Annotated in this window: 19 protein-coding genes and 2 tRNA genes; 15 read left to right on the plus strand and 6 right to left on the minus strand. The window is 60.1% G+C overall.

Features of this window, described 5'->3' with window-relative positions:
- Positions 1 to 5 precede the first annotated feature (5 nt).
- A tRNA-His gene (locus R3175_RS06180) sits at positions 6 to 81 on the plus strand.
- 96 nt (positions 82 to 177) lie between these two features.
- Positions 178 to 262: transfer RNA gene (locus R3175_RS06185), tRNA-Leu, on the plus strand.
- A 79-nt stretch (positions 263 to 341) separates the two neighbouring features.
- Here R3175_RS06185 and R3175_RS06190 read toward each other — a convergent pair.
- Complete coding sequence (locus R3175_RS06190) at positions 342 to 2,273, minus strand: TonB-dependent receptor (protein WP_318943005.1); 1,932 nt, start codon at positions 2,271 to 2,273, stop codon at positions 342 to 344.
- A 314-nt stretch (positions 2,274 to 2,587) separates the two neighbouring features.
- Here R3175_RS06190 and R3175_RS06195 point away from each other — a divergent pair, with 314 nt between their 5' ends.
- The 3 genes from R3175_RS06195 to tig all read left to right on the plus strand — a co-directional run bounded on the left by R3175_RS06195 (position 2,588) and on the right by tig (position 6,788).
- The gene (locus tag R3175_RS06195; RefSeq protein WP_318943006.1) at positions 2,588 to 3,244 is read left to right on the plus strand and encodes a YfiR family protein; all 657 of its coding nucleotides are present in this window, start codon (positions 2,588 to 2,590) and stop codon (positions 3,242 to 3,244) included.
- Positions 3,244 to 5,337: a putative bifunctional diguanylate cyclase/phosphodiesterase gene (locus R3175_RS06200; RefSeq protein WP_318943007.1), complete on the plus strand. Its 2,094-nt coding sequence runs from the start codon at positions 3,244 to 3,246 to the stop codon at positions 5,335 to 5,337. Before R3175_RS06195 ends, R3175_RS06200 begins: the two co-directional genes overlap by 1 nt.
- A 146-nt stretch (positions 5,338 to 5,483) precedes the next feature.
- Positions 5,484 to 6,788 (plus strand): trigger factor, encoded by a 1,305-nt coding sequence (gene tig, locus R3175_RS06205; RefSeq protein ID WP_318943008.1) that lies wholly within the window; start codon positions 5,484 to 5,486, stop codon positions 6,786 to 6,788.
- On the opposite strand, the gene R3175_RS06210 is transcribed toward tig, so the two are convergent.
- A complete protein-coding gene (locus tag R3175_RS06210; protein WP_318943009.1) occupies positions 6,785 to 6,979 on the minus strand; it encodes a hypothetical protein in 195 nt (64 codons plus the stop codon). The two genes, tig and R3175_RS06210, sit on opposite strands and share 4 nt — an antisense overlap.
- Here R3175_RS06210 and clpP point away from each other — a divergent pair.
- The 5 genes from clpP to R3175_RS06235 all read left to right on the plus strand — a co-directional run bounded on the left by clpP (position 6,978) and on the right by R3175_RS06235 (position 14,251).
- A complete protein-coding gene (clpP, locus tag R3175_RS06215; RefSeq protein WP_318943010.1) occupies positions 6,978 to 7,613 on the plus strand; it encodes an ATP-dependent Clp endopeptidase proteolytic subunit ClpP in 636 nt (211 codons plus the stop codon). The genes R3175_RS06210 and clpP overlap by 2 nt on opposite strands.
- 78 nt (positions 7,614 to 7,691) lie before the next feature.
- Positions 7,692 to 8,975, plus strand: coding sequence for an ATP-dependent Clp protease ATP-binding subunit ClpX (clpX, locus tag R3175_RS06220; protein WP_318943011.1), 1,284 nt, complete (start codon positions 7,692 to 7,694; stop codon positions 8,973 to 8,975).
- 229 nt (positions 8,976 to 9,204) lie between these two features.
- A complete protein-coding gene (gene lon / locus R3175_RS06225) occupies positions 9,205 to 11,622 on the plus strand; it encodes an endopeptidase La (RefSeq protein WP_318943012.1) in 2,418 nt (805 codons plus the stop codon).
- Positions 11,623 to 11,859: 237 nt separating this feature from the next.
- Positions 11,860 to 12,132, plus strand: a complete 273-nt coding sequence (locus R3175_RS06230) for an HU family DNA-binding protein (protein WP_318943013.1) — start codon at positions 11,860 to 11,862, stop codon at positions 12,130 to 12,132.
- Between the two features lie 256 nt (positions 12,133 to 12,388).
- Positions 12,389 to 14,251: a SurA N-terminal domain-containing protein gene (locus R3175_RS06235; RefSeq protein ID WP_318943014.1), complete on the plus strand. Its 1,863-nt coding sequence runs from the start codon at positions 12,389 to 12,391 to the stop codon at positions 14,249 to 14,251.
- A 139-nt stretch (positions 14,252 to 14,390) separates the two neighbouring features.
- Here R3175_RS06235 and hexR read toward each other — a convergent pair whose 3' ends face one another.
- A complete protein-coding gene (gene hexR / locus R3175_RS06240) occupies positions 14,391 to 15,263 on the minus strand; it encodes a transcriptional regulator HexR (protein ID WP_318943015.1) in 873 nt (290 codons plus the stop codon).
- Between the two features lie 273 nt (positions 15,264 to 15,536).
- Here hexR and zwf point away from each other — a divergent pair, with 273 nt between their 5' ends.
- From zwf to R3175_RS06255, 3 genes are read left to right on the plus strand one after another with little or no spacing between them, the layout of a single operon-like run.
- Positions 15,537 to 17,018 (plus strand): glucose-6-phosphate dehydrogenase, encoded by a 1,482-nt coding sequence (gene zwf / locus R3175_RS06245; RefSeq protein ID WP_318943126.1) that lies wholly within the window; start codon positions 15,537 to 15,539, stop codon positions 17,016 to 17,018.
- Positions 16,999 to 17,718 (plus strand): 6-phosphogluconolactonase, encoded by a 720-nt coding sequence (gene pgl, locus R3175_RS06250; RefSeq protein ID WP_318943016.1) that lies wholly within the window; start codon positions 16,999 to 17,001, stop codon positions 17,716 to 17,718. Before zwf ends, pgl begins: the two co-directional genes overlap by 20 nt.
- 21 nt (positions 17,719 to 17,739) lie before the next feature.
- A complete protein-coding gene (locus R3175_RS06255; RefSeq protein WP_318943017.1) occupies positions 17,740 to 18,399 on the plus strand; it encodes a bifunctional 4-hydroxy-2-oxoglutarate aldolase/2-dehydro-3-deoxy-phosphogluconate aldolase in 660 nt (219 codons plus the stop codon).
- Between the two features lie 13 nt (positions 18,400 to 18,412).
- Here R3175_RS06255 and pyk read toward each other — a convergent pair whose 3' ends face one another.
- Together pyk and gap are read right to left on the minus strand one after the other, a co-directional pair.
- Positions 18,413 to 19,861 carry a pyruvate kinase gene (gene pyk, locus R3175_RS06260; protein ID WP_318943018.1) on the minus strand — a complete coding sequence of 483 codons (1,449 nt, stop codon included), beginning with the start codon at positions 19,859 to 19,861 and terminating at the stop codon, positions 18,413 to 18,415.
- Positions 19,862 to 19,964: 103 nt separating this feature from the next.
- A complete protein-coding gene (gene gap, locus R3175_RS06265) occupies positions 19,965 to 20,969 on the minus strand; it encodes a type I glyceraldehyde-3-phosphate dehydrogenase (protein WP_318943019.1) in 1,005 nt (334 codons plus the stop codon).
- A gap of 164 nt (positions 20,970 to 21,133) precedes the next feature.
- On the opposite strand from gap, the gene edd reads away from it, so the two are divergent.
- Both edd and R3175_RS06275 read left to right on the plus strand, forming a co-directional pair.
- Positions 21,134 to 22,954, plus strand: a complete 1,821-nt coding sequence (gene edd, locus R3175_RS06270) for a phosphogluconate dehydratase (protein WP_318943020.1) — start codon at positions 21,134 to 21,136, stop codon at positions 22,952 to 22,954.
- A 101-nt stretch (positions 22,955 to 23,055) separates the two neighbouring features.
- On the plus strand, positions 23,056 to 23,691 hold the full coding sequence (locus R3175_RS06275; RefSeq protein WP_318943021.1) for a hypothetical protein: 636 nt from the start codon (positions 23,056 to 23,058) through the stop codon (positions 23,689 to 23,691).
- A gap of 35 nt (positions 23,692 to 23,726) precedes the next feature.
- Here the strand turns inward: R3175_RS06275 and R3175_RS06280 are convergent, their stop codons facing one another.
- Complete coding sequence (locus R3175_RS06280) at positions 23,727 to 25,406, minus strand: AMP-binding protein (protein ID WP_318943022.1); 1,680 nt, start codon at positions 25,404 to 25,406, stop codon at positions 23,727 to 23,729.
- Positions 25,407 to 25,532: the final 126 nt, after the last annotated feature.

The following is a 25,532-nucleotide window of genomic DNA, read 5'->3' on the forward strand; positions in this document are numbered from 1 at the left end:
ATGTGGTGGACGTAGCTCAGTTGGTAGAGCTCAGGATTGTGACTCCTGCGGTCGAGGGTTCGAACCCCTTCGTCCACCCCACTTTTCTTTTTCGAGTTGTTTCTTGGCTTGATTTCCGCAAACGCAGAATTTTAAGATGTTCCTGCAAGGGAACTGTCCTTGTTCTGTGTCCGCAGTGCGAAAGTGGCGGAACTGGTAGACGCGCTGGATTTAGGTTCCAGTGGGGCAACCCGTGAGAGTTCGAGTCTCTCCTTTCGCACCACTTTTCCTTTCCCGTAAAGCTTCGAATGTTTCCCGCCCCCTCCCGGCGGAACCCGCAGTACCTGTTTCACCTTGTCTGTTTAGAAGGGCAGCTTGGCGGTGATCAAGAAGGTCCGTCCGGACTCGACGCTGGGCATGGTGTTGATGTTGGAGGTGGTGAACCCTGGTGCGGTCGGAAGCCAGATTTCTTCATCCAGCAGGTTATGCACATAGAGTCCCAGCTTGAGGTTGTGGATCCGTTGGAGTTCGAGCGTACCGTTGAGGCTTAACAGGTGGGTGGCCCGGGAGGCGGGGTTCAGTTCCAGGCGGGCCGGGGACACGACGACGTTGTCCTGATAGCTATCCTGGTAGATATCGAATAAGGCCAGTGACCAGGAGTCCCCCCGGTAACCCGCGCCTGCCTTGAGCGTATAGTTCGGTTGCAGGGTGACGTCTTCGGTCCCACTGCCGTCCTCGCTCCGTTGCCAGGTGGCCGATCCTGTGAAGAACCAGTTAGGGTGCGGGGTGTATTTCGCCTCCAGTTCGACCCCTTTGGTATCCAGTTCTCCTTCGTTAAAGAAACTGATCACCCCCGGGGCCTGTAGGCCCCGGACAATCAGGTCCTCCTGGCGCGTATGGAAAAGGGTGAATGCGGTCTGCAGGCTGGGCCGGTTATAGAACAGCTGCAAGTCCCAGGTTTCGACGAGTTCCCTCCGCAGGTCCGGATTGCCCACCACCGAGACGCCGGGTGTGATAAGCGCAACATCGGTTTCCACGGCGTACGGTGCCCGGAACGCTTCGGCATACATCATCTTTGCGCCGAAGGTCTCGGTAAAATGATGGATCAGCCCGACTCGGGGCACGGTCTTGTCAGCGATGCCTTCCACCTTGTTGAATTGCAGTCCCCCGGTAAACCGGGTATTTCGCCATTGGTACTCGAGCTGGGCGTAGGCCCCGTATAAATAACTGCGCCAGCCGCTCAGGAAGGGGTAAGGGTCATCAACTCTTGCGAAGAAGGCGTCGTAGGTCATCCCGGCCACCAATTGCAGGTCATCGCTGAACTGTCCCTGCAATTGCAATTCAATCCGGCTGTCATCGGTCTTGTAGTTAATCGGGCCCAGCACTCCAGCGGTTGGCTCTATCAGCTCGGTACGCACGTTCACGTGGGATACATCCGCTTTGGCCAGCCATTGATTGGAAAGCTGGTGTTCGTAGCCAAGATTCACAAAGAGGCGTTCATTGTCTTCATTGCCGTCGGCCAGGGCGGCATCCGAGCCTCGTATGTTAGCCAGATCAGCATTGCCCCAGTGCAAGGTGGCGTGGAACCCCTTACTTCTGGCACTCACCAGGCCGCCGGGGGAGCGCTCCTCTGGTTGGCCTCGAAAGGGGCCGGTGGAGTCGTTCGGACTCAGGGGCGCGCCTTCGGTGTCGTAGTAACGGAGGGCGGTTACTACCTCGCTGTCGGCGTCATCCAACTTGGCGCCATAGGTGAGTCGGGCGGCCACGGCGTCATTGTTGCCGGCGCCGAGGGTCACGCCGTTTTCAAGCTCATCGGCATGTTTGGTGATGATGTTGACGACGCCGCTGAAGGCGTTGGTGCCGTAGAGCACGGATCCTGGTCCTCGGATCACTTCGATCTGTCGAACCGCTTCGAGTGGCATGGTGGTGAAAACGGACTGTGTCCAAAGGCCTCCCGTGTAGCTTTCACGGTTGAAAGGAATGCCATCCAGGAGCACCAGAATATGGTTGTTGCTCAAACGGGGAGCGTCACCCCGGGCGGCAACGCGAAACTTATGGCCGGTTGCGGAATTGTAGGGGGCGATGCCAGGGAGGCGAGCCAGTACTTCCCCCAGGTCGCGCCCGCCGAACAACTCGATTTCCTCGGCGCTGTAGACCGTGATGATCCCTGGCGAATCAGTTACCGTACTGGGTAGCTTGGAGGCTGTGGAAACGCTGATACTGAGCAACTGGTCCAGGGGCAGTGCCGCCAGTTCGGACACCGCCTGGCTTTGAGCCTGGCAGGCCACGGTCATGAGGCACACAGTGGCGCTTAGAAGCCCCGAAAGGCGAAGTGGCTCTTTCTCTTTGGCGTTTTTTTTTGTTTTAGGCATCGCTTTGCTTTACTTCATTGAGTGGCTAGAGACTGCAAGGTTCCCCGAGTGTTAAAGTCGAGTCTAACTGGATTCATCTTGATTGTCAGATCAATCTGCATTCGTCGTGAAAAGGTCGCGATCCCAAGACTGGAGTGTTGATCTGACAGCTTTGAGCAGTACAGCCTATACTGAGCTGAGAAAAGCCGCGCAAAAACAATGAAACGACCAGCACCGAGCGCAGACTGTAAGCCGATATGAACCAGGAACCGGCCACCCTTGCTGGCATTGCCAGCCGACGTATAGCCCTGAGCCGTGGGCAAGCTGCTAGCAAGAGAAGGCTTCGTTCGGCCGCCTGGGCGCTGGCGGTGGGGTTGCTTGTTGGTGTGGTGCCTGTGCTGTCTGCTCAGGATCGGGCGTCTGAATCCCAGGTGCGGGCCTTCATCCTGTTGCGGCTGGCTGGCCAGATTTACTGGTCGCCGGAGTCTGACCTCAATAATCGAAATACCCCCTACCGTCTCTGCATCTACCGGAATCGGGAGTTTATGCGGCAAATGCGGAGTTTTTTGGGGAACCAGGACGTTACCGGAAAGCCCGTTGAGTTGATTGCCGCCGATAATCTAGAGGCCCTGGGGCAATGTCATGTCGCCTATTTGGGCGATGTCTCCGAGCGTGAAATTGATCGCATTGTGAGCGCGGGCCTGCTGGAGCGGACAGTGTTTGTGGGCAGCAGCCGCAACAGTGCTTCCGCCGGTTTGCATATCCGGCTCTACCTGGGGCCGTCGGATACCTTCGATATCGAGATCAATCGTTCGGCCTTCGCCGCTGGGGGGAACGAGCCATCCGCCGCCTTCGTCAAGCTGGCTGGCAAGGTCTATGGGTCGATGGATGATGTCAATGGGGGGCGACCCTGATGGCGTACCTCGGTTCCATTCGGTCCAAGCTGGTGTTGTTGATCGCGGGCATATCCCTGGTGACCATTCTGGTGGGATTCTTCGTGGTTACCATCAGTTTTTCCCATACCCTTGAAGATTCCCTGGAAAACGACTCCGTGTCCCAGGCCCGGCGCCTGGCGGTAGACAGCGTGGCCTACATGTCGCTGGGGCTGGCGGGGCAGGCCCGGGAGGACCTGCTGGGCAAGACGGTTTTGAGCGCGCCCCACAGCGTGGCCCTGTTCAACGAGAATGGCGGCATTTTCGCCCGCATCGAGCGGGGAGCGGGGGAGATAACGGAAGCCGGCTATCGGCACGCTTCTGAGGTGATCTGGGACGACCGGTGGCTCCATGTCTACCAGCCGGTGATGGATTCGCTCGACGAGCAGTTGGGGACCCTGTACCTGAAGGTTTCCAAGTCCGGGCTGGCCGAGAAGCTGGAAGGTTTCGTCCTGACGCTGGCGGCGCTGCTGCTGGCGATGGTTGCCCTGGCCTATGTCCTGGCCCAGGCCATGCAGCGCTATATCTCTGATCCCATCCTCCGGTTGGCCAACTTTACCCGTCAGGTCACCAGCAGTCACGATTACGACCTGCGGGTGCCGGTGGAGTCCCGGGATGAGATCGGCGTGTTGTCCAGCACCTTCAATGAGATGCTGGAAACCATTTCCGAGCAGCAGCAGATTCGTGACCAGGTCGAAAAGGAGCTGAGGGACAAGGAAATGCGGCTCGAGCGTGCCGTGGCCGAGCTGCAGTACCTGGCCAATTACGATTCGCTCACCGGCCTGCCGAACCGGGCATTGTGTATGGACCGGATCGCCATTGCCATCAAACATGCCAACCGCACCAACACCTGCACCGGCGTGCTGTATCTCGACCTTGACCACTTCAAGGACGTCAACGATTCCCTGGGGCATGCCATCGGTGATGAACTGCTTAAGGCCACAGCGAAGCGTCTGACTGAACTGCTGCGGGAAGAGGATACCCTGGCTCGCCTGGGCGGGGATGAATTCGTCATCATCATGACCGACATCGACAGTGCGGACAATGTGATCCCCGTGGTGAGCAAGATTGTTGACAACTTTGACCGTCAGTTTCGGCTTTCCGGTTATTCCGTGCAATCCACAGTGAGCGTGGGGGTCTGCGTCTACCCGGACGATGGCGAGAGTGTCGAAGCCCTGATGAAGGCGGCGGATACCGCCATGTATAAGGCAAAAGAGGTGGGGCGCAATACCTACGCCTTCTATGAGGCCAGGATGAACCAGCTGGCGGTGTGGCGGCAGCAGCTCGGCAGTGAGCTGCAGCAGGCCATTGACCGGGATCAGCTCTACCTTGTGTTCCAGCCCAAGATTGGCCTGGCTGATGGCCGAATCAGCGGAGCGGAAGCGCTGCTGCGCTGGCACCACCCGGAGATGGGGGCGATTTCGCCGGCGGATTTCATCCCGGTGGCGGAGCATACCGGGCAGATCCGGCGCATTGGCCGCTGGGTGTTGGAGCAGGCCTGCCTCTCCCTGAAGCGGTGGCGAGAGCTGGGGTACGACGATCTTACGGTGGCGGTGAACCTGTCCGCAGCGCAGTTCCGGCAGGCGGATCTGGTGGAGATACTGGCGGATCTGCTCAAGCTGTACGACATTCCGCCGCAGTCGCTGGAACTGGAGATCACCGAGAGTATGCTGGTTCGGGATGTCGAGCAGGCCATTCGCATGCTCCGTCGTATCAAGTTGCTGGGATTGCGGGTGTCCGTCGACGATTTTGGTACCGGGTATTCTTCTCTCAGTTACCTGCGCAAGTTCCCGTTGGACTCGCTCAAGATCGACCGGTCCTTCGTGGACGAGGTGGGACTAAATGGCGACGATACCGCCATCACTCTGGCCATCATCTCCATGGCGAGGAGTCTCCGGCTGCGGGTCATTGCCGAGGGGGTCGAGACGCCGGCACAGTGGTCGTTCCTCTCGGAGCACCATTGTGACGAAATTCAGGGTTTCCTGATAAGCGGCGGTCTTCGGGATGAGGATTTCCTGGCGTTCATGGAAGAATTTTCACTCGATCAGATCATCGCCCAGGCCGGCCAGCGGTAATTCGCATTCACGCGGGCCAGGTGATTCTCTCCGCCTGTAAAACCGTGGTAGACTACGCCTTTTAATTTTCGCGCTCTTCTGGGTCCGGCCCTGCAAGACGTGGCAAATCTTTCACTCACTACTGACCGGTAATTCGAGGAACTTCCATGCAAGTGTCTGTTGAAACGACATCCAACATCGAACGTCGTATGACAATCGGTGTGCCCGCCCAGGAAATTGACGCGGCGGTTCAGAAACGCCTTCAGGAGACTGCGCGCACCGTTCGCCTGAACGGCTTCCGCCCGGGCAAAGTACCTCTGAGCGTTGTAAAGCGTCGTTTCGGAGATAGCATTCGCCAGGAAATCGTTGGCGAAGTTATGCGTGACAATTACATGAAGGCCCTGGAAGAGCAGGAGATTGTGCCGGCGGGTTGGCCGAAGTTCGAGCCGAAAACCATGGAAGAGGGCAAGGACCTCGAGTTCGTGGCCATTTTCGAGGTACTGCCGGAGATTGAGTTGGGCGACCTCGGCAAGATCAAGGTGGAGAAACCCAACACCGAAATCACCGACAAAGACGTCGACAACATGATCGACAACCTGCGTCGCCAGCAGGCCACCATGAAGTCCGTCAAGCGCAAGTCCAAGAACAAGGACATCGTGACCATCGACTTCAAGGGCACGATCGATGGCGAGGAGTTTGAGGGCGGTTCCGCTGAAGGCCATCGTCTGACGCTGGGGTCCGGCCAGATGATCCCGGGCTTCGAGAAAGGCATCGTGGGCGGTAAGGCCGGCGAAGAGCTGGAAATCGAAGTGACCTTCCCCGAGGACTACCACAACGAAGAGCTGGCTGGTAAGCCTGCCAAGTTCGAGATCAAGATTCATGAGGTTCAGGAGCCGCAGCTGCCGGAGCTGAACGAAGAATTCTTCAAGAAGTTCGGAATCGACGCCGAAGACGAAGAAACCTTCCGTGCCGAAGTCCGCAAGAACATGGAGCGCGAGCTCAAGCAGGCCGTGACCAACAAGGTGAAGAACGACGTGATCGACGGTCTGCTGGAGACCACCGAGCTGGAGGTTCCCCAGGCTCTGGTGGATCAGGAGATTGACCGTCTGCGTCAGGACGCCGTGCAGCGTTTCGGTGGTCAGGTGGACTTCAAGCAGCTGCCGAAAGAACTTTTCGAAGAACAGGCTGTCCGTCGTGTGAAGACCGGCCTGCTGTTCCAGGAACTGGTCAAGAAGAACGACCTGAAGGCTGACGAGGGCAAAGTGGACGAGAAGATCCAGGAGATTGCGTCTACCTATGAGCAGCCGGAAGAGGTGGTGGCCCACTTCAACAACAGTCCGGATCAGAAGTCCCAGATCGAATCCGTGGTTCTGGAAGAGGCCGTGGTAGACCTGGTGCTCGAGCAGGCCAAGGTCAAAGAGAAGAAGATGAAGTACGAAGAGGCGGTGCAGGCTGGTCAGCCTCAGCGTTAATTTGCCAGGCTGCCAGGCAGTCCCAGAGCAAAGAAGAAAAAACAGCCGGCACGTCCGGCTGTTTTCATCTTGGGCTCAGGGTGGCAAAGTAGGGCTCCGGTAATATAAAAAGCAGTATGAATAACCAATAACAGTACCAACTCAGTGGCCGGATGGTCACTTAACGTCCAGAAGGAGTTCAGGCGCATCATGATGCAAAAACCGATTGATGGTCCCGCGATGGTTACCAACTCTGGCCTGGTGCCAATCGTTATTGAGCAGACGGCTCGTGGCGAGCGTTCTTTTGATATCTATTCCCGGCTGCTCAAAGAGCGGGTGATCTTCATGGTGGGTCAGGTTGAAGACCACATGGCCAACCTGATTGTGGCCCAGCTGCTGTTCCTTGAGTCCGAGAACCCGGACAAGGATATTCATCTGTACATCAACAGCCCCGGTGGTTCGGTCACTGCGGGGATGTCCATCTACGACACCATGCAGTTCATCAAGCCGGACGTGTCGACGCTTTGCGTGGGACAGGCCGCCAGCATGGGCGCCTTCCTGCTGGCCGGTGGCGCCGAAGGTAAGCGTGCCTGTCTGCCGAATTCCAGGGTGATGATTCACCAGCCGCTGGGCGGCTATCAGGGGCAGGCGACGGATATCGAGATCCATACCAAGGAAATCCTGAAGATCCGTCACACCCTCAACACCATTCTGGCGAGGCACACCGGCCAGGATCTGGAAACCATCGAACGGGATACCGAGCGCGACTTTTTTATGGACCCGGAACAGGCAAAGGAGTATGGCCTGATCGATTCTATACTTGATAAGCGCGTACCGAATAAATAATACTGGTGCTGATCGCTTGAAATTAGGCCGGCGTATGTCTGTTGAATACGTCGGCAAATCCAGAACAGAGGTAAGTCAATGGCAGATGATAGAAACGGCAGAGGCGACGATAACGGCAAGTTGCTGTACTGCTCGTTTTGTGGAAAGAGCCAGCATGAAGTCCGTAAGCTCATTGCAGGGCCCTCGGTGTTCATCTGCGACGAGTGTGTCGACTTGTGCAACGACATCATCCGGGAGGAGATCCAGGAGAGTGCACAGGAAGAAGCCAGTGATCGTCTTCCCACGCCTGACGAGATTCGCCACACCCTGGACGAATACGTTATCGGGCAGGACAGGGCCAAGATTGTTCTCTCTGTCGCAGTCTACAACCACTACAAGCGCCTGCGGTACGGTGAGGGCAAGGCGGACGTGGAGCTCGGCAAGAGCAACATCCTGCTGATCGGTCCCACCGGTAGTGGTAAGACGCTGTTGGCTGAGACCCTGGCGCGTATGCTGAATGTTCCGTTTACCATCGCCGACGCCACCACCCTGACCGAAGCCGGATATGTGGGTGAGGACGTTGAGAACATCATTCAGAAGCTGCTGCAGAAGTGTGATTACGACGTTGACAAGGCCCAGCGCGGCATTGTCTACATCGATGAGATCGACAAGATTTCCCGGAAGTCCGACAACCCGTCCATCACCCGTGACGTATCCGGTGAGGGCGTGCAGCAGGCATTGCTCAAGCTGATCGAAGGGACCGTTGCTTCTGTTCCGCCGCAAGGCGGCCGCAAGCATCCCCAGCAGGACTTCCTGCAGGTGGATACTGGCAACATCCTGTTCATCTGTGGTGGGGCCTTCGCCGGCCTGGACAAGGTCATCCGCGACCGCTCGGAGCGCAGCAGCATTGGCTTCTCCGCGTCGGTGGTCAGCCAGGACGACAGCAAGAGCACCGGTGACGTCATCAAGGACGTGGAAACCGAAGATCTGGTGAAGTATGGCCTGATTCCGGAGTTTGTCGGCCGTCTGCCCGTGGTGGCAACGCTGACCGAGCTGGATGAAGCGGCGCTGGTGCAGATCCTCACCGAGCCGAAGAACGCCCTCACCAAGCAGTACCAGAAGCTGTTTGACATGGAAGGGGTGGAACTGGACTTCCGTGAAGACGCCCTGCGTGCCGTGGCTCGCAAGGCCATGGAACGGAAGACCGGTGCCCGTGGCCTGCGTTCCATCATGGAGGCCACGCTGCTCGATACCATGTACCAGATTCCCTCGGAAACCGATGTGTCCAAGGTGGTTATTGATGAAAGCGTGATCGACGGGGATTCCGAACCGTTCAAGATCTACGCGAGTAGCGACCATGCCAAGGCGGCGTCGGACGACTGACTGGTCGGGTAACTGAAAAAAGGGCGGCAACGCCCTTTTTTTAGTGCCGCATTTTGCCTGCTCGCCAGGAAAGGTGTCGCCGTTGACCGGAGACGCCATGAAATCAATCCCCTATCTATGCGCCTACCTGGCAGGGCCTAGCGCTTTCATTCCGTAAAAATATTGCATTTTGGCGAAGTGCCCCAATGATCGGTGTTAAGCTGAAAGAAACAAAGTCAGAGGATTCCTTATGACCCTGATTCCTGAAGAATCTGTGCAAGAATACCCCATGCTTCCATTGCGGGACGTGGTGGTGTTCCCGCACATGGTGGTTCCGCTGTTCGTGGGGCGTGACAAATCAATTCAGGCGCTTGAAGCCGCGATGGAGGGGACCAAGGAAATCCTTCTGGTGGCACAACGCGATGCGGGCACCGATGAGCCCGGCGCCGAAGACGTGTTCGAGATGGGCACACTGGCCACGGTCCTGCAGCTGCTGCGTCTTCCGGATGGCACCGTGAAAGTGCTGGTCGAAGGCAATATCCGCGCTCGCATTGAGTCCATCGCCGAAGGGGACTACCTGTCCGGTCGGGCCGTGCTGATGGACGAAGACTCGCTCCCGGACCGGGAAGGGGATGTCCTGGTCAAGACCCTGATGGAGGAGTTCGAGAAATACGTCAAGCTGTCCAAGAAGGTGCCTTCCGAGGTGTCCAATGCCCTGACCGGCATTAACGAGCTGGAGCGCCTGGTGGACACCATGGCGGCGCACCTGGAACTGCGGATCCCCGAGAAGCAGGAACTGCTGGAGGCGCTGGATGTTCGCAATCGCGTCGATCTGCTGCTGGGCAAGCTGGATGGCGAAATCGACCTGATTGAAGTGGAAAAGCGCATCCGCGGCCGCGTCAAGAAGCAGATGGAGCGCAGTCAGCGCGAGTACTACCTCAACGAGCAGATGAAGGCCATCCAGAAGGAAATGGGCCAGCTCGGCGAGGGCGCCAGCGATTTTGACGAGCTGGAGCAGAAGCTGGAAGAGGCGGGGTTGCCGGAAGAGGCCCGCAAGAAGACCGAGGCCGAGCTGAACAAGCTGAAGATGATGTCACCGATGTCTGCCGAGGCCACCGTGGTGCGCGGCTACATCGACTGGATGTTGGCGGTGCCCTGGAAGAAGCGCAGCCGGGTGCGTCACGATCTGGAGAAGGCCCGCAAGATTCTGGACGAAGATCACTACGGCCTGGAAGAGGTCAAGAAGCGTATCCTCGAGTACCTGGCGGTGCAGAGCCGGGTCAAGAAGGTCAAGGGACCGGTGCTGTGCCTGGTTGGGCCTCCCGGGGTGGGTAAGACCTCGCTGGGGCAGTCCATTGCCCGCGCCACCAACCGCAAGTATACCCGGATGGCCCTGGGCGGGGTGCGCGACGAGGCCGAGATCCGCGGTCACCGCAAGACTTACATCGGCGCACTGCCTGGCAAGCTGCTGCAGAAACTGTCCAAGGTGGGGGTGAAGAACCCGCTGTTCCTGTTCGATGAAATCGACAAGATGGGCATGGACCACCGCGGCGACCCGGCTTCCGCGTTGCTGGAGGTGCTCGACCCGGAACAGAACCACACCTTCAATGACCATTACCTCGAGGTGGATTACGATCTCTCCGACGTGATGTTCGTGTGCACCTCCAACTCCATGGACATTCCACCGGCGTTGCTCGACCGGATGGAGATCATTCGTATCCCGGGCTACACCGAGGATGAGAAGGTCAACATCGCCTTGCGCTACCTGCTGCCCAAGCAGATCAAGGCCAATGGGCTGAGCAAGAAGGAACTGGAGCTGCCGGAGGATACCCTGCGCAGCCTGATCCGCTATTACACCCGGGAAGCCGGTGTGCGGGGGCTGGAGCGGGAAATCGCGAAGATCTGCCGGAAGGTGGTTCGAGAGCATGTCGAGCTCGGCAAGAAGCCCACCCTGACCCTCACTCCGGAGATGCTGGAGGACTATTCCGGCGTCCAGAAGTTCAAATACGGTCTGGCGGAAGAGAAGAACCAGATCGGGCAGGTCACCGGGCTGGCCTGGACCCAGGTTGGCGGTGAGTTGCTGACCATCGAATGCGCATTAACCAAGGGCAAGGGTCGCGTGGTCAAGACCGGCTCCCTGGGGGATGTGATGCAGGAATCCATTCAGGCCGCGTTGACGGTGGTTCGCAGCCGGGCAACCGGGTTGGGCTTCAGCGACGATTTCCACGAGAAGCACGACCTTCACGTGCATGTCCCCGAAGGGGCCACACCCAAGGACGGTCCCAGTGCCGGCATCGGCATGTGTACCGGGCTGGTGTCCGCATTGACCCAGATTCCGGTACGCGCAGACGTTGCCATGACCGGTGAGATCACCCTGCGGGGTCGGGTGCTGGCCATCGGTGGCTTGAAGGAGAAGCTCCTGGCCGCCCATCGCGGGGGCATCAAGACCGTGATTATTCCGGATGAAAATGTTCGAGATCTCAAGGAGATACCGGACAACATCAAGGAATCTCTTGAGATCCGGCCGGTCAAGTGGATTGACGAAGTGCTGGACATTGCGCTGGCCTACGCGCCAGAACCCATCGGCGAAGGCGTGTCCACCGAATCGTCTTCCGGGAAACCCCGGGACGATGAGGGCGACGCGTCAGAGCGCATAAATACTCATTAAAGCCGCGTTGTTTTGTTGACACGCGCGAGAGCCCGTTGGTATAACTGTTTCGCCGTGAAGCAGCCAATACCAAGGGCTCCCGCGCAGTTGATGCCTATTCCGAATTCCGGTATGTAACCGAATGGAATAAGAAAAGTGAAGAATGGAATTCTCTGACCGCTTATGCGATAGTCGGGAACGTCCTAGAAAAACAAACCAACCGATAACATCTTCAACCTGAAATCGAAGGGGTTTAGTGTGAACAAGTCCGAACTAATCGATGCAATTGCAGAGTCTGCCGATATCTCCAAGGCAAGTGCTGGTCGTGCTCTGGATGCGATGACTGACGCCGTGACTGGCGCTCTGAAAAAAGGCGATCAGGTGACTCTGATCGGTTTCGGTACGTTCTCGGTTAAAGAGCGTGCGGCTCGTACCGGTCGTAACCCGCAAACTGGCGCAGAGATCAAGATTCCGGCCTCCAAAGTGCCTGGCTTCAAAGCCGGTAAGGCTCTGAAGGACGCCGTCAAGTAAGGCTCTTTCGCCTGGCAGCACCCACTAGCGGGTGTTGCGGGGGTAGTGGCTGACTCTCTCGCCGGTCATTACTCCAGATCCAGAGGAGGCGCATTCCGAACAGGGTGCGCCTTTTTACGTTCAGAACCCGCAAAACACCGGACGTGCCGGCAGCCTTTGCGGGACCACTGAGATTTCAGACGACACGGAACAGAGGCCTGACGCTGGCAGACTCTGGCCCAGCTGGGCACAGACGGCTCAGCGATCCGGGAGGAACATGCTTCAGAATATTCGGGAAAATGCCCAAGGCACTATTGCCAAGATCATCATTGCAGTATTGATTGTTTCGCTCTCCATTTGGGGGATGGATGCCATTATCGGTGGCTTCTCCGGAGAGCCGGAAGTTGCCACGGTGAACGGTGAGGAGATCACCGAGCGGGAATTCCTGCGTCTCGTCCAGATTGAGAGCCAGCGTCGTCTGGCCCAAATGGAAAGGCCGGATCCGACCCTGCTGGATGACGAGCAGATTCGGCGGGAGGTGCTGGAGTCGCTGATTCAGGAGCGGGTGCTGACCCAGGATGCCGCGGAGCAGGGGCTGGCACTATCAGACGCCGATGTGGACGCCCTGATCACCCAGATGCCCCAGTTCCAGGTGGATGGTCAGTTCAGCCGCGACCGGTTCGTTTCGACGGTTCGCAATCTGGGCATGGGCGTTGCCGAGTTCCGCGAAGCCATGCGCAAGCAATACGTGATCAACCAGATCCGTACCGGCGTGAGCCAGAGCGGCTTCGTGGCGGAAGCCGGAGCCGAGATGCTGCTGAGTCTGCAAAACCAGACCCGGGATTTCCGTACCGTGGCCCTGTCCGCCGAGGACGTGGCCGCCCAGGTGTCGGTAACGGAGGAAGAGGTTGCTGACTATTATGACGCCAACGCAGCACAGTATATGCGTCCCGAAACCGTAGACGCCCAGTACATTGCGCTCAGTCTGGAATCCCTGGCGGACCCGGAAAGCGTTTCCCGCGAGGCTGTGGAGGCGTTGTACGAAACACGCGCCGCCGAACTGGTGGATGAGGAACGTCGCACCGCGCATATTCTGATCGAGGATGGCGACGAGGCCGAGGCCACCCTGGCGGAGGTCCAGGAAAAACTTGCCGCCGGAGAAGATTTTGCCCAATTGGCCGAGACCTATTCGGCGGACGTGGCTACCGCAGCCAACGGCGGGGACCTGGGTTTTGCCGGTCGAAACCTGTTCGATCCAGCGTATGAGGAAGCCATGTTTGCGCTGGACGTGGGAGACGTCTCCGAGCCCGTGACCACGCAGTTCGGTACCCACCTGATCAAGCTTCTGGACGTTCGCAAGGGCGAAGCCCCGTCCCTGGAGGAGCTGGAGGGTGAGCTGCGGACGGAGCTGGCGATGTCCCAGGCCGACGAGGCCTATGCGGCCGCACGAACCGAGCTGTCCAACATCGCCTACGAGTCCGACGACCTGACGGCGCCGGCCGAAGCGCTGGGGCTCGAGATTCACGAGCGCAGCGGGGTGACCCGGGAGGGTGGCGAGGCGCCCTTCGACCACGCCGGCCTGGTCCGTCAGCTGTACTCTGAGGATGTGCTGGCGGATGGCTACAACACCGAGGTGATCGATGTAGGCGATAATGTGTCGGTGGTCGCACGGGTCAAGGAGCACCACCCCGCCCGGCAACTGCCGCTGGAAGAAGTGGAAGCGGATATTCGCGCCGCCCTGACCGAGGAGAAAACCCGTGAGGCCCTGGAGGCCCGGGCCGAGGCGGTGGTTGCATCGCTCGAATCCGGACAGAGCCTGGCGCAGATTGAATCGGTGAGCGGCCAGTGGCAGTCCTACAGTGAGCAGGGCCGCAACAGCGCCGAGCTGCACCCGGCCGTAGTGGGGGCGGTGTTTGCCTTGCCAAGACCGGAGGCCGATGCGCCGGTGTATGGTCAGACGCTGACCGGCCGCTCCGAAATGGTGGTGATCGCCTTGGATGCGGTTAATGAGGGCGAGGTGGGCAGCGACAGCTCGGAGTTGAAACAGCTCCGTCGCTTCATGGCCACCCTGCAGGGGCAGCGGGAATACACCGCTTACCAACAGTACCTGCGGGAACAGGCGGACGTTGAACGGCCCTGATCCCGACAAAAAACTGTTGATTGCATAAAGCAAGCCCGGAGGTTGATACTTCCGGGCTTTTTTTATGGTCTTCGCTGTGGCTTGCCTTGCGCGGTTTGCTCACCGGCCTCATGCACGAAGCACGGCGAATCAAGCCTTGTTAAGAAGGGGGCAGGCGTGTCGGTTTGAGGCTGTCCTTGATCTTCTTCAGATGTTCGCGGAAGTCCTCGCCACGCTTCAGGGTCACGCCCGTGGCGAGGATGTCGATAATGGACAGGTGAATGATCCGAGAGGCCATGGGCATATAGACCTCCGTGTCCTCGGACGCGGTAACCCCCAGTACAACGGTGCACACCTCGGCCAGGGGCGACGCAGGGGTGGTAATACCAATCACCGTGGCGCCGTTGTTGCGGGCATCACGGGCAATTTCGATGGATTCCTTGGTGCGACCGGTATAGGAAATCATCACGATCACGTCACCGGTTCCGCTCCCGGCGGCGACCATGCGTTGCATCAGCGCGTCGTCGTAACACATCACCGGAATGTTGAAGCGGAAGAACTTGTGCTGGGCGTCGAGCGCTACAGGGGCGGAGCCACCCATGCCGAAGAAATTGATCTGTTTGGCCTGGATCAGGTAGTCGATGGCGGTGGCCAGTTCCTTGGGGTTCAGCGCCTGCCGGGCCTTGTCGAGATTGGCCATGGTGGTCAGCATGACTTTGTCGGCGAACTCCGCCACCGTGTCGTCAGGTTCAATATTCTGACCGATGTAGGGGGTGCCGGTGGCGATGCTCTGGGCAAGCCGGATCTTGAAGTCGGGGAAGCCCGAGGCCGAAAAGCCGCGGCAGAAACGGTTGACCGTGGGTTCGCTGACATTGGCGGTGCGGGCCAGGGCGGCAATGCTGTAACGGGTCGCCGCGGAAGGGTCGCGGAGAATTGCTTCGGCAACTTTCCGCTCGGACTTGTTGAGGGAATCCAGTCGGTCCTGGATGTCTTCCAGCAGGTTCTCGTCTCGGCGCGTGTGGGGCGCTGACATTCGCTTGCTCTCCGGGTTGGGTCTCCCTGCCTCGTTGCAGGGGTCAGGCAATGTGTCGGCGAATTATACCGTCTTTTAGTGAAGAATGCGGTAGTAAAGTTGTCAGCTCCGGCCTTATGCATTGGCATTAGCGCCGGAGAGTGTCATTATTTAGATAAAATTACTACATGGCGATGGCCTGAATTTGCCGCCATGGCCGATCCCATGCCCACGCGGTTGGCTGGTGGTTGACAGTCGGACCTGATTATTGGAGTCGGGGTGAGCGAGCGCTTCATGGACGACATCATTGATTTCAGCAGTGACCTAGTGATTTTCGGGGCGCTGGGGGACCTGGCGCGGCGCAAGCTGTTTCCGGCGCTGTACCAACTCGAACGCTCCGGATTGCTGCCGGGCAAGAGCCGTATCCTGGCGCTGGCCAGGCGGCAGGGAACGACGGCAGAGGTACGAACGCAGCTGGCCAAAGACCTCAGGCAGGCTATACCAGCAGATGAACTCAGTGACGAGAGTTTGGCTGCGCTGCTCGCCCGGGTCGAGTACCATCGGCTCGACTTCAAGGAGGCCTCCGATTTTGCGGCCGTGGCGCAATGGCGGGGCGGCAGCGACAATGCCCTGATCGTCTACCTGGCCACCCCGCCGGACCTGTATGGCGTCATTGCCCGTAACCTGCGCACCGCCGGCTGTTGCAATCAGCAGACCCGGGTGGTGGTGGAAAAACCCATTGGTCATGACCTGGAGAGTTCCCGGGGGATCAATGATCAGCTGGCCGACGTGTTCAACGAAGACCAGCTGTTTCGCATCGATCATTACCTGGGCAAGGAAACGGTGCAGAACCTGATTGCCCTGCGCTTCGCCAACAACCTGTTCTCATCCCAGTGGGACCAGAACCATATATCCCACGTGGAGATCACGGTGGCGGAAAGTGTCGGCATCGAAGGCCGGTGGGGGTACTTCGACCAGGCCGGTCAGGTCCGCGACATGATCCAGAATCACCTGCTTCAGCTGTTGTGCCTGATCGCCATGGATCCGCCGGCGGATCTCTCGGCGGACAGCATCCGGGATGAGAAGGTCAAGGTGCTGAAGGCCCTGCGACCGATCACCCCGGACATCCTGGAAACCCACCTGGTTCGTGGCCAGTACAGCGCCGGCACCAGTAGCGGCCGCGCTGTTCCCGGGTACCTGGAAGAGGAGGGGGCCAACCGCTGCAGCACCACCGAAACCTTTGTTGCCCTCAAGGTGGAGATCGAGAACTGGCGATGGGTGGGCGTGCCGTTTTACATACGCACCGGCAAGCGGCTTCCGGAGAAGCTGTCCCAGATTGTGATTCACTTCAAACCCGCCCCTCACTACATCTTCGACCCGGACCAGAAGCACCTGGCCCACAATAAGCTGATCATTCGCCTGCAGCCGGACGAAGGCATGACGCTACAGATCCTGACCAAGGACCAGGGCCTGGATAAGGGCATGCGCCTGCGTCAGGGGCCGCTGGAGTTGACCTTTTCGGAGGCGTTTGCCAACGACCGCATCCCCGATGCCTATGAGCGGCTGCTGTGGGAGGTGATGAAGGGGAATCAGTATCTGTTTGTGCGGCGCGACGAGGTGGAATGCGCCTGGCGTTGGGTGGACGGCATTATCGCCAACTGGAAAGGGCGTGGGGCGCCGCTGAAGCGTTACGCCGCCGGCACCTGGGGGCCGGTGGCATCCATTGCCCTGATCACGAGGGATGGCAGGAGCTGGTATGAAGACACTGGATATTGATGCACCGCTTGGGGTGGATATCGTCACAGCGGACGATGCCCATACCGTCGCCAGCATGCTGGCCGAAAAGATAGCCGGGGTTCTGGCGGAACGGCTGAGGCAGCCGGGGAGGGCGAGTCTGGCGGTCTCCGGCGGCCGAACCCCCATTACGTTTTTCGAGTTACTGGCGCGCAAGCCGATTCCGTGGGAGCGGGTGGATGTGGTGCTGGTCGATGAACGGTGTGTCGACGAATCCGATCCGGACAGCAACGCCGCCCTGGTCCGGCGCTACCTGCTGCAGGGACCGGCGGCCACGGCCAGGCTTGTGCCGCTCTGGCAGGGGCAAGCCTCCCTTGCCGAAGCCTGTACCGCGGCCGAGCAGGCCCTGGCGGGCATCGAATGGCCGCTGACGGCGCTGGTGCTGGGGATGGGCAATGATGGCCATACCGCCTCGCTGTTTCCGGATGCCCCGGAGCTGTTCCAGGCCCTCGATGCCAAGCGGTCGGGACATGTCATTGCCCTTACGCCGCCGTCCCAGCCACAGAAGCGGCTGTCGCTGACGCTACGGGCGCTGGCGGGGGCCAGGCACCGTGCCCTGCACTTGCAGGGGATGGACAAGGCGGAAACCCTGAAGCTGGCTTGCGAACGGCTGGATGACGTGGCAGAGATGCCGATTCGGGTGTTTCTCAAGCTGGGCCTGGTGGTTTACTGGAGTGCCTGAGAGGCAGAGTTGGAGGCGCTTATGCAACAGTTGTCCGAGGTGCATCGCAACCGCATTCACGCCCTGTTTCACAGTGGCCCGCTGATACCGGTGATTACCATCGAGCATCCCGACCAGGTGCTGCCCCTGTGTCAGGCGCTGGTGGACGGAGGAATCCGGGCGCTGGAGATTACCCTGAGAACCGAATACGGCCTGCCGGCCATTGAGCGATTGCGGGCGACCATGCCGGAGATATGGGTCGGAGCAGGAACCGTAGTGACCCGGGCCCAGTATCGCGAGGTGGAGAGCGCCGGCGCCCAGTTCGTGGTGAGTCCGGGGGTAACGGAACCCCTGCTGGATTTCGGGTTGACCTCCAGCGTGCCCCTGCTTCCCGGCATAGCGACGGTGTCTGAGCTGATGCTGGGTTACAGCATGGGGTATCGAGAGTTCAAGTTCTTTCCCGCCTCCGTAGCGGGCGGGCCGGACGCCCTGCAGGCCTTTGCCGGGCCGTTTCCGGATGTCAGTTTCTGTCCCACCGGCGGTATTCGGCCGGATACCGCCGCTGACTACCTGGCCCTGGACAATGTATTGGGGGTCGGTGGCACCTGGCTGACCCCATCCGACGCCATTGCCGCCGGGGACTGGCGGGCAATCTCCAAACTCACCCGCGACAGCCTGGTGTCCCTGGGACGGTTAACCTGACCCCAATCGGGGGTCAGCGGATCTCCTGGCCCACTTGTACAATCTTCATGGTATTGGTGCCACCCTGGGCATCGGCGTAATCGCCCTTGGTGATGATCGCCAGATCGCCGTCCCGGACGATGCCGAGTTCCACCAGCTTCGCCACGGCGCGGGCATTGGTCTGGTCGTTGGGGATGGCTGTGGTGTCGAAGGGGACCGTCTGCACGCCCCGGTACAGCGAGACCCGGTGCTGGGTACTGGGGTGGCGGGAGAATGCGAATATCGGCAGGCAGGACTTGATCCGCGACATCAACAGCGGTGTGGCACCGGTTTCGGTCATACAGATCAGTGCCGATATCCCCTCCAGGTGATTGGCGGCATACATCGCGGAGAGGGCGATGGCCTCATCCACCCGGCCCATGGACTCGTTGATCCGGTGCTTGGACTGGGCCATCGAGGGATGTTTCTCCGCGCCCAGGCAGATCCGCACCATGGCTTTCACCGCTTCGGTGGGGTAATCGCCCACCGCGGTCTCGGCCGACAGCATGACGGCATCGGTGTAGTCCATGACCGCGTTGGCCACATCGGATACCTCGGCCCGGGTGGGCATGGGGTTGTCGATCATCGACTCCATCATCTGGGTTGCCGTGATCACCACCTTGTTCAGGGCGCGAGCACGGGCAATGATGTGCTTCTGGACCCCCACCAGTTCCGCGTCGCCGATTTCCACCGCCAGATCGCCCCGGGCCACCATCACCGCGTCGGACGCCAGGATAACCTGATCCAGTGCCGCCGGGTCGTGGGCCAGTTCGGCCCGCTCGATTTTGGCGACCAGGCCCGCTTCGGAGCCGGCCTGCCGCAGCAGGGAGCGAGCCGTGTGCATATCTTCGGCGGTGCGAACGAAGGACACCGCCACGTAGTCAGCGCCCAGCCGTGCCGCGGTCTGAATGTCGGTCCGGTCTTTCTCGGTCAGCGCTTCTGCCGAGAGCCCGCCACCGCGTTTGTTCAGGCCCTTGTTGTTGGAGAGCGGGCCGCCGATCAGCACGGTGGAGGTGATACGGTGGTCGTCGACGGCGGTCACCTCCATCTCGATCCGGCCATCATCCAGCACCAGGATGTCACCCGGCGTGACGTCCTGGATCAGCTGTTCATAGTCGATACCGACCCGGTTGCTGTCGCCAGCGGCCTTGTCCATGGCCGCATCGAGGATGAACGTCTGGCCGCTCTTGAGGGTCACCTTGTTGTCCCGGAAGCGCGCGATGCGCAGCTTGGGGCCCTGGAGGTCGGCCAGGATGGCGGTATAGCGTCCCAGTGCCTGGGCGGTTTCGCGGACCCGTCGTGCCCGCTGAATGTGATCGTCGGCACTGCCGTGGGAAAAGTTCAGACGGGTGACGTCGACCCCGGCCTGGATGATGGACCGCATGGCTTCCGGAGAGTCCGTGGCGGGGCCTAGGGTGGCGACAATCTTGGTGCGCCTCAGCATGGGGGAAATCCTTTTTGAGAAGTGGTCTTTAAGGGCGTCACGATCCGCTGGCGATTAGCGGACCGTGAAGCTGCGTGTCGGATAAGGGGTGCCGGGTTCGTGATCAACGTTCGCCATGAAGCAGCGCCAGGGTGTTATCGAGCATGCGATTGGAGAATCCCCATTCATTGTCGTACCAGGCCATGACCTTCGCGTGACGGCCCAACACGTGGGTATGATTGGCGTCGAAGACAGCGGATCGGGCATTGTGGTTGTAGTCCACGCTGACCAGTTTTTCCTCACTGTAGCCCAGCACGGGCGAACGGTCGGCGGCCTGCTTCATGATCTGGTTGATTTCCGAGGCATCGGTCTCCCGGTTGGCGACAAAACTGAAATCCACCAGGGAGACATTAAGGGTGGGCACGCGGACAGCCATACCATCGAGCTTGCCCGCCAGCTCCGGAATGATCCTGCCGATGGCGCCGGCGGCGCCCGTGCGGGTGGGAACCATCGACTGGGCGGCCGCCCGGGCGCGGTAGAGGTCGCCGCCGTAAGCATCGGTCAGCGCCTGATCGTGGGTGTAGGCGTGGATGGTGGTCATCAGGCCGCTCTCGATACCGATGGCGTCGTGCAGGGCCTGGGCCACGGGCGCCAGGCAGTTGGTGGTACAGGACGCGCAGGAGATGATCTGGTGTTCGGGCTTCAGCTCCTGGTGGTTGACGCCATACACCACCATGGCATCAACATCGTTGGCGGGGGCGGAGATGATCACCTTGCGGGCGCCGGCGGCCAGGTGGCCCTGGGCCTTGTCCCGGCTGGTGAAGCGACCGCTGCACTCCAGTACTGCGTCGATATGGAAGCTGCGCCAGGGCAGTTCCTCCGGCTTCGCGATGGCGGTCACCGCAATGTGATCGCCGTTCACCGAGATGGACTCGGCATTGTGGCCGACAATGCCGGAGAACGGGCCATGGACACTGTCGTATTTGAGCAGGTGGGCGTGGGCTTCAGCGGGGCCAAGGTCGTTGATGGCAACTACCTGGATCCGGTCGCGGTAACCATTCTCATACAGCGCGCGAAGAACGTTGCGACCGATCCGACCGAAACCATTGATTGCGATGCGTACGGTCATGGTGCGTCTCCACTGTAGCGAAAACAGTTGAGGAATGTAGTAATTATATCAATCTGCACGGGCCCTGTAACGGATTTCGCCGTGTTAGGATGGGCAATAACCAGTAAACTTTCCGTTGATCAGGGACCCCTCAAGGTCGCAACGGGGGAAGGAGGAACGCAAGCATGCATCCAGCGGTGGTAAAGGTGACCGAGCGTATCCGGGACCGCAGCCGGGGGACCCGGCAAGATTACCTGGATCGCATGGCGGCGCTGAAACGGCAGTCCCCCCAACGCAGCACCCTCTCGTGCGGGAACCTGGCCCATGGTTTCGCCGCCTGTCCGGCTTCGGACAAGGACACCCTCAAGCTCATGAACAAGGCCAACGTGGCCATCGTCTCGGCCTACAACGACATGCTGTCGGCCCACCAGCCCTATCAGCGATTTCCTGACCTGATCCGTGCCGCCGCCCATGGCATGGGTTCGGTCGCCCAGTTTGCCGGGGGGACGCCGGCCATGTGCGATGGCGTCACCCAGGGGCGGCCGGGCATGGAACTGAGCCTGTTTTCCCGTGATGTCATCGCCATGAGCACGGCGGTGGCGCTGAGCCACAACATGTTCGATGCAACGGTGTTGCTGGGCATCTGCGACAAGATCGTGCCGGGGCTGATGATCGGCGCCTTGAGCTTCGGGCACCTGCCCACCATCCTGATTCCCTCGGGCCCCATGCCCACCGGCCTGCCCAACAAGGAAAAGCAGCGGGTACGGCAGCTCTACGCCGAGGGCAAGGTGGGCAAGGAGGAGCTGCTGGAAACCGAGAGCAAGTCCTATCACAGTCCCGGCACCTGCACCTTCTATGGCACCGCCAACAGCAACCAGTTGCTGGTGGAGGTGATGGGCCTGCACTTGCCCGGGGCGGCATTCTTTAACCCCAACACGCCCTTGCGGGATGCGCTGACCCGGTTCGCCACCGAACAGGTGATCCGGCTGTCGCGACCCAACGGCGGTGAATTGGGGCTGGCCGACATGGTGGATGAGAACAGCATCGTTAACGCCCTGGTGGCGTTGTTGGCAACCGGCGGCTCCACCAATCACACCATGCACTGGGTTGCCATCGCCCGAGCTGCGGGCATCCTGATTGACTGGAACGACTTTGCCGAGCTGTCCGCGGTGGTGCCGTCCATGACCCACATCTATCCCAACGGTCAGGAGGATGTGAATGCGTTTCACGAAGCCGGGGGCACGCCGTTCCTGATTCGTGAACTGCTGTCCGGTGGTTACCTGCACGACGATGTGGAGACGGTGCTGGGGCGGGGGCTGGAGGCCTACACCCGAATGCCTGCGCTGCGGGACGACCAGTTGGTGTGGGAGCCCGTGGCCGAGCGCAGCGGTAACAACGGTGTGCTTCGAGCCGCCACCGAGCCATTCGCCCCGGACGGCGGCTTGCGGGTGCTGAACGGGAACCTCGGCCGGGGGGTGATCAAAGTCTCGGCGGTCGCGCCTGAGCATCACCGGGTGGAGGCGCCGGCCGTGATTTTTCATGATCAGGACGAGCTGGAAGCGGCATTCAACCAGGGGCTGCTGGATCGTGACTGTGTGGTGGTGGTCCGGTTCCAGGGGCCAACGGCAAATGGCATGCCCGAGCTGCATAAGCTCACTCCCTATTTGGGGGTCGTCCAGGACCGGGGCTACCGGGTTGCGTTGGTGACCGATGGCCGCATGTCGGGAGCGTCCGGCAAGGTTCCGGCGGCGATCCATGTTTATCCGGAGGCTGCCAGGGGCGGGCCGCTCGCCCGACTGCGGGAGGGCGACAGGGTGTGCGTTGACGCCATCGCCGGGGAGCTGTCCGTGGACGTGGCCGAGGCCGAGTGGGCCAGCCGCAGTCCGGCGTCCCAAGACCTGTCGGCGAACCGGCACGGGCTGGGGCGTGAGCTGTTTGGCTGGCTGCGAAGAGAGGTAAGTACGCCGGAACAGGGGGCGAGCTATTTCTGGAACCACGATGCTTAATGCCACGCCGTTCACCCGGTTACAGATTCGTACTTGTTGCCCGGAGCTCATTTTGGGCTTAATGGGTCGGTCTTAGGGCTGCAAGTAACAGGGTAGGATTGATGGCGTTTGTCGCGTTTGTGTTCGTCTTGGTTGTCACGGTTTCCCTGGCGTATGGCCTCTATCGGCGCGCTGCCATGGCCCGGCGGGAGCGACTGATCGATGCATTCCGCTTCCCCGAGGCGATTGCTGCGAAGGTGGCGGAAAAATACCCCCACCTGCAGGCCCGGGAGATCGACCAGGTCATGGCGGGCCTGCGGGAGTACTTCCACCTGTGCAACCTGGCGGGGCCCAGAATGGTCGCCATGCCCTCCCAGGTGGTGGATGTGGCCTGGCACGAGTTCATCCTGTTTACCCGCAAGTACCAACTGTTCTGCAAAAAGGCCTTGGGCCGTTTCCTTCACCACACCCCCGCCGAGGCAATGCGTTCCCCAACGGTGGCCCAGAAGGGCATCAGGACGGCCTGGAAGTTGGCCTGTCAGCGGGAAAACATTACCCCCAGGTCACCTCAATCCCTGCCGCTGCTCTTTGCGCTGGATACCCAGCTCAACATCCCGGACGGTTTTCGTTACGAGCTGGATTGCAAGCAGGCCGGGGCCGACGGTTATTGTGCGGGCCACATCGGCTGTGGTTCTGGCTGTGGCGGCGGTTGCAGTGGTGATTCCGGCGGTTGTGGCGGGGGCTGTGGCGGAGATTGAGCAAGCCCCCGGCAATCGGGGGCTTGTTGCGAGGGTTATTGTTCCCAGATTACCTTTTTCCGCTGGCCATACCAGTCGCCCATGCGATCCGCGTAGTGGTTTTCGATCACATTGCGCTTGATTTTCATGGTCGGGGTCAACATGCCGTTTTCCATGGTCCAGGGTTCCTTGACCACAGCGGCGAAGGCCAGCTTTTCGTGAGCCTCACACTCCGCATTGACCTGATCCAGCACCTCCGCCAGTTCCTGCTCCAGCTCGTCGTGGCTGGCGCCGGCCGCCAGTTCTTCCCGGGCTTCATCGGAGAGCAGCACCAGGGCACAGGGTTGGGGGTGGTTGGCGCCGGCCACGCAGATGACTTCGGCCTTGGGGTGGTTGAAGCGGCCCTCGATGGGTACCGGGACCACGTACTTGCCTTTTGAGGTCTTGAACAGGTCCTTTACCCGGCCGGTGATGCGCAGGTAGCCGTCCTTGATCTCGCCCATATCGCCGGTCTTCAGGAAACCGTCGTCGGTGAGGTCTTCCTTGGTTTTCTCCGGATTCTTGAAGTAGCCCAGCATCTGGCCCGGGCTGCGGACCAGCACCTCATCGCCCTCTCCCAGGCGCTGTTCTACGCCAGGATTGGGCACGCCCACGGTACCGATGCGGGCCTGGCCGGGGCGGTTACTGTGGGAGTAACCGAAGTTCTCCGACATGCCGTATACCTCCAGCAGCTCCAGGCCCAAATTGCGATACCAGCTGACAATCTCGGGTGCCAGGGGCGCGGCGCCGGTGAGGGCGGCCCGGCAATGGTTCAGGCCCAGCTGGGTAAGCACCTTCTTCTTCACCAGGCGGTTAAGCAGTGGCAGCTTGAACAGGATTCTCTGTTTCTTCGGCGGCAGTTTGTCATTGATGGCCAGGTAGAACTTCATCCACAGGCGTGGCACCGAAAAGAACAGGGTGGGACGCGCCCGCTGCAGGTCTTCCTGGAAGGTATCCAGGGAGTTGGCGAAGTACAGGCGGAAACCGTAGAACAGCGACATGGTCTCGACTGCGGCACGCTCGGCCACGTGGGCCAGCGGCAGGTACGACAGCATACGGTCGTCTTCGCCTACCGGGAACAGTTGCTTGAGCCCATCGCCCACGGAAATGATGGTTTCAAAGCTGTGCATGACCCCCTTGGGCCGCCCGGTACTGCCGGAGGTGTAAACAATGGTGGCCAGGTCGCCGGCAGAGGGATACTGGATGGGCTGCGGATCTGTCTCCGCGACAACGCCGGCCCAGGTTGGGGTGTCATCCCGGGGGGACATGGGCAAGGAGATAACGGGAAGCTGGTCCGGGATAACGCCCTTGATATCGTTCCAGCCATCGACGGTGCCGTCCATCTTGCCGAGGAACAGCAGTTTGCTTTCGCTGTGATCCAGAATATAGCGTGCGGTGTCGCCATTGAGGGTGGGGTATAGTGGCACGGAGACGTGTCCGGCGGCCCAGATGGCGAGGTCAGCGAGGATCCAGTGAGCGCTGTTCTTGCCCAGCAGGGCGATGTTGCTGTGCTCCGGAAGATTCAGCGAACGCAGGTAAGTGGCCATGCGGGCCACCTGGTCCGCCGCCTGTCCCCAGGTGATTTCCTCGACGTGACCATCGGGAAAGGGCTGGATCAGGTAGGTCTCGTCGGGCTTTTTCCGGGCCCAGTGGGTGAAATAGTGCAGGGAAGTCGACAGCTGTGTTGCCGCGTTCATGGAGCCATCCTTTGTTTTTTACTGATTCTGTTGTTGTCACGGTTTGTGCCTATTGGATACTAGCAGTTTTACCGGATAGGCCAAGACGGTCCTGGCCCACTTTGACCTGAAAGGACTCGTGAATAG

Source organism: Marinobacter sp., assembly GCF_033722735.1.
GTDB lineage: Bacteria > Pseudomonadota > Gammaproteobacteria > Pseudomonadales > Oleiphilaceae > Marinobacter.

Excerpts from the sequence above, each read along its gene's own strand:
- R3175_RS06190 (WP_318943005.1), bottom strand. The coding sequence starts at position 2,273 with ATGACCGTGGCCTGCCAGGCTCAAAGCCAGGCGGTGTCCGAACTGGCG.
- R3175_RS06195 (WP_318943006.1), top strand. The coding sequence starts at position 2,588 with ATGAACCAGGAACCGGCCACCCTTGCTGGCATTGCCAGCCGACGTATA.
- R3175_RS06200 (WP_318943007.1), top strand. The coding sequence starts at position 3,244 with ATGGCGTACCTCGGTTCCATTCGGTCCAAGCTGGTGTTGTTGATCGCG.
- tig (WP_318943008.1), top strand. The coding sequence starts at position 5,484 with ATGCAAGTGTCTGTTGAAACGACATCCAACATCGAACGTCGTATGACA.
- clpP (WP_318943010.1), top strand. The coding sequence starts at position 6,978 with ATGATGCAAAAACCGATTGATGGTCCCGCGATGGTTACCAACTCTGGC.
- R3175_RS06210 (WP_318943009.1), bottom strand. The coding sequence starts at position 6,979 with ATGATGCGCCTGAACTCCTTCTGGACGTTAAGTGACCATCCGGCCACT.
- clpX (WP_318943011.1), top strand. The coding sequence starts at position 7,692 with ATGGCAGATGATAGAAACGGCAGAGGCGACGATAACGGCAAGTTGCTG.
- lon (WP_318943012.1), top strand. The coding sequence starts at position 9,205 with ATGACCCTGATTCCTGAAGAATCTGTGCAAGAATACCCCATGCTTCCA.
- R3175_RS06235 (WP_318943014.1), top strand. The coding sequence starts at position 12,389 with ATGCTTCAGAATATTCGGGAAAATGCCCAAGGCACTATTGCCAAGATC.
- hexR (WP_318943015.1), bottom strand. The coding sequence starts at position 15,263 with ATGTCAGCGCCCCACACGCGCCGAGACGAGAACCTGCTGGAAGACATC.
- zwf (WP_318943126.1), top strand. The coding sequence starts at position 15,537 with ATGGACGACATCATTGATTTCAGCAGTGACCTAGTGATTTTCGGGGCG.
- pgl (WP_318943016.1), top strand. The coding sequence starts at position 16,999 with ATGAAGACACTGGATATTGATGCACCGCTTGGGGTGGATATCGTCACA.
- R3175_RS06255 (WP_318943017.1), top strand. The coding sequence starts at position 17,740 with ATGCAACAGTTGTCCGAGGTGCATCGCAACCGCATTCACGCCCTGTTT.
- pyk (WP_318943018.1), bottom strand. The coding sequence starts at position 19,861 with ATGCTGAGGCGCACCAAGATTGTCGCCACCCTAGGCCCCGCCACGGAC.
- gap (WP_318943019.1), bottom strand. The coding sequence starts at position 20,969 with ATGACCGTACGCATCGCAATCAATGGTTTCGGTCGGATCGGTCGCAAC.
- edd (WP_318943020.1), top strand. The coding sequence starts at position 21,134 with ATGCATCCAGCGGTGGTAAAGGTGACCGAGCGTATCCGGGACCGCAGC.
- R3175_RS06275 (WP_318943021.1), top strand. The coding sequence starts at position 23,056 with ATGGCGTTTGTCGCGTTTGTGTTCGTCTTGGTTGTCACGGTTTCCCTG.
- R3175_RS06280 (WP_318943022.1), bottom strand. The coding sequence starts at position 25,406 with ATGAACGCGGCAACACAGCTGTCGACTTCCCTGCACTATTTCACCCAC.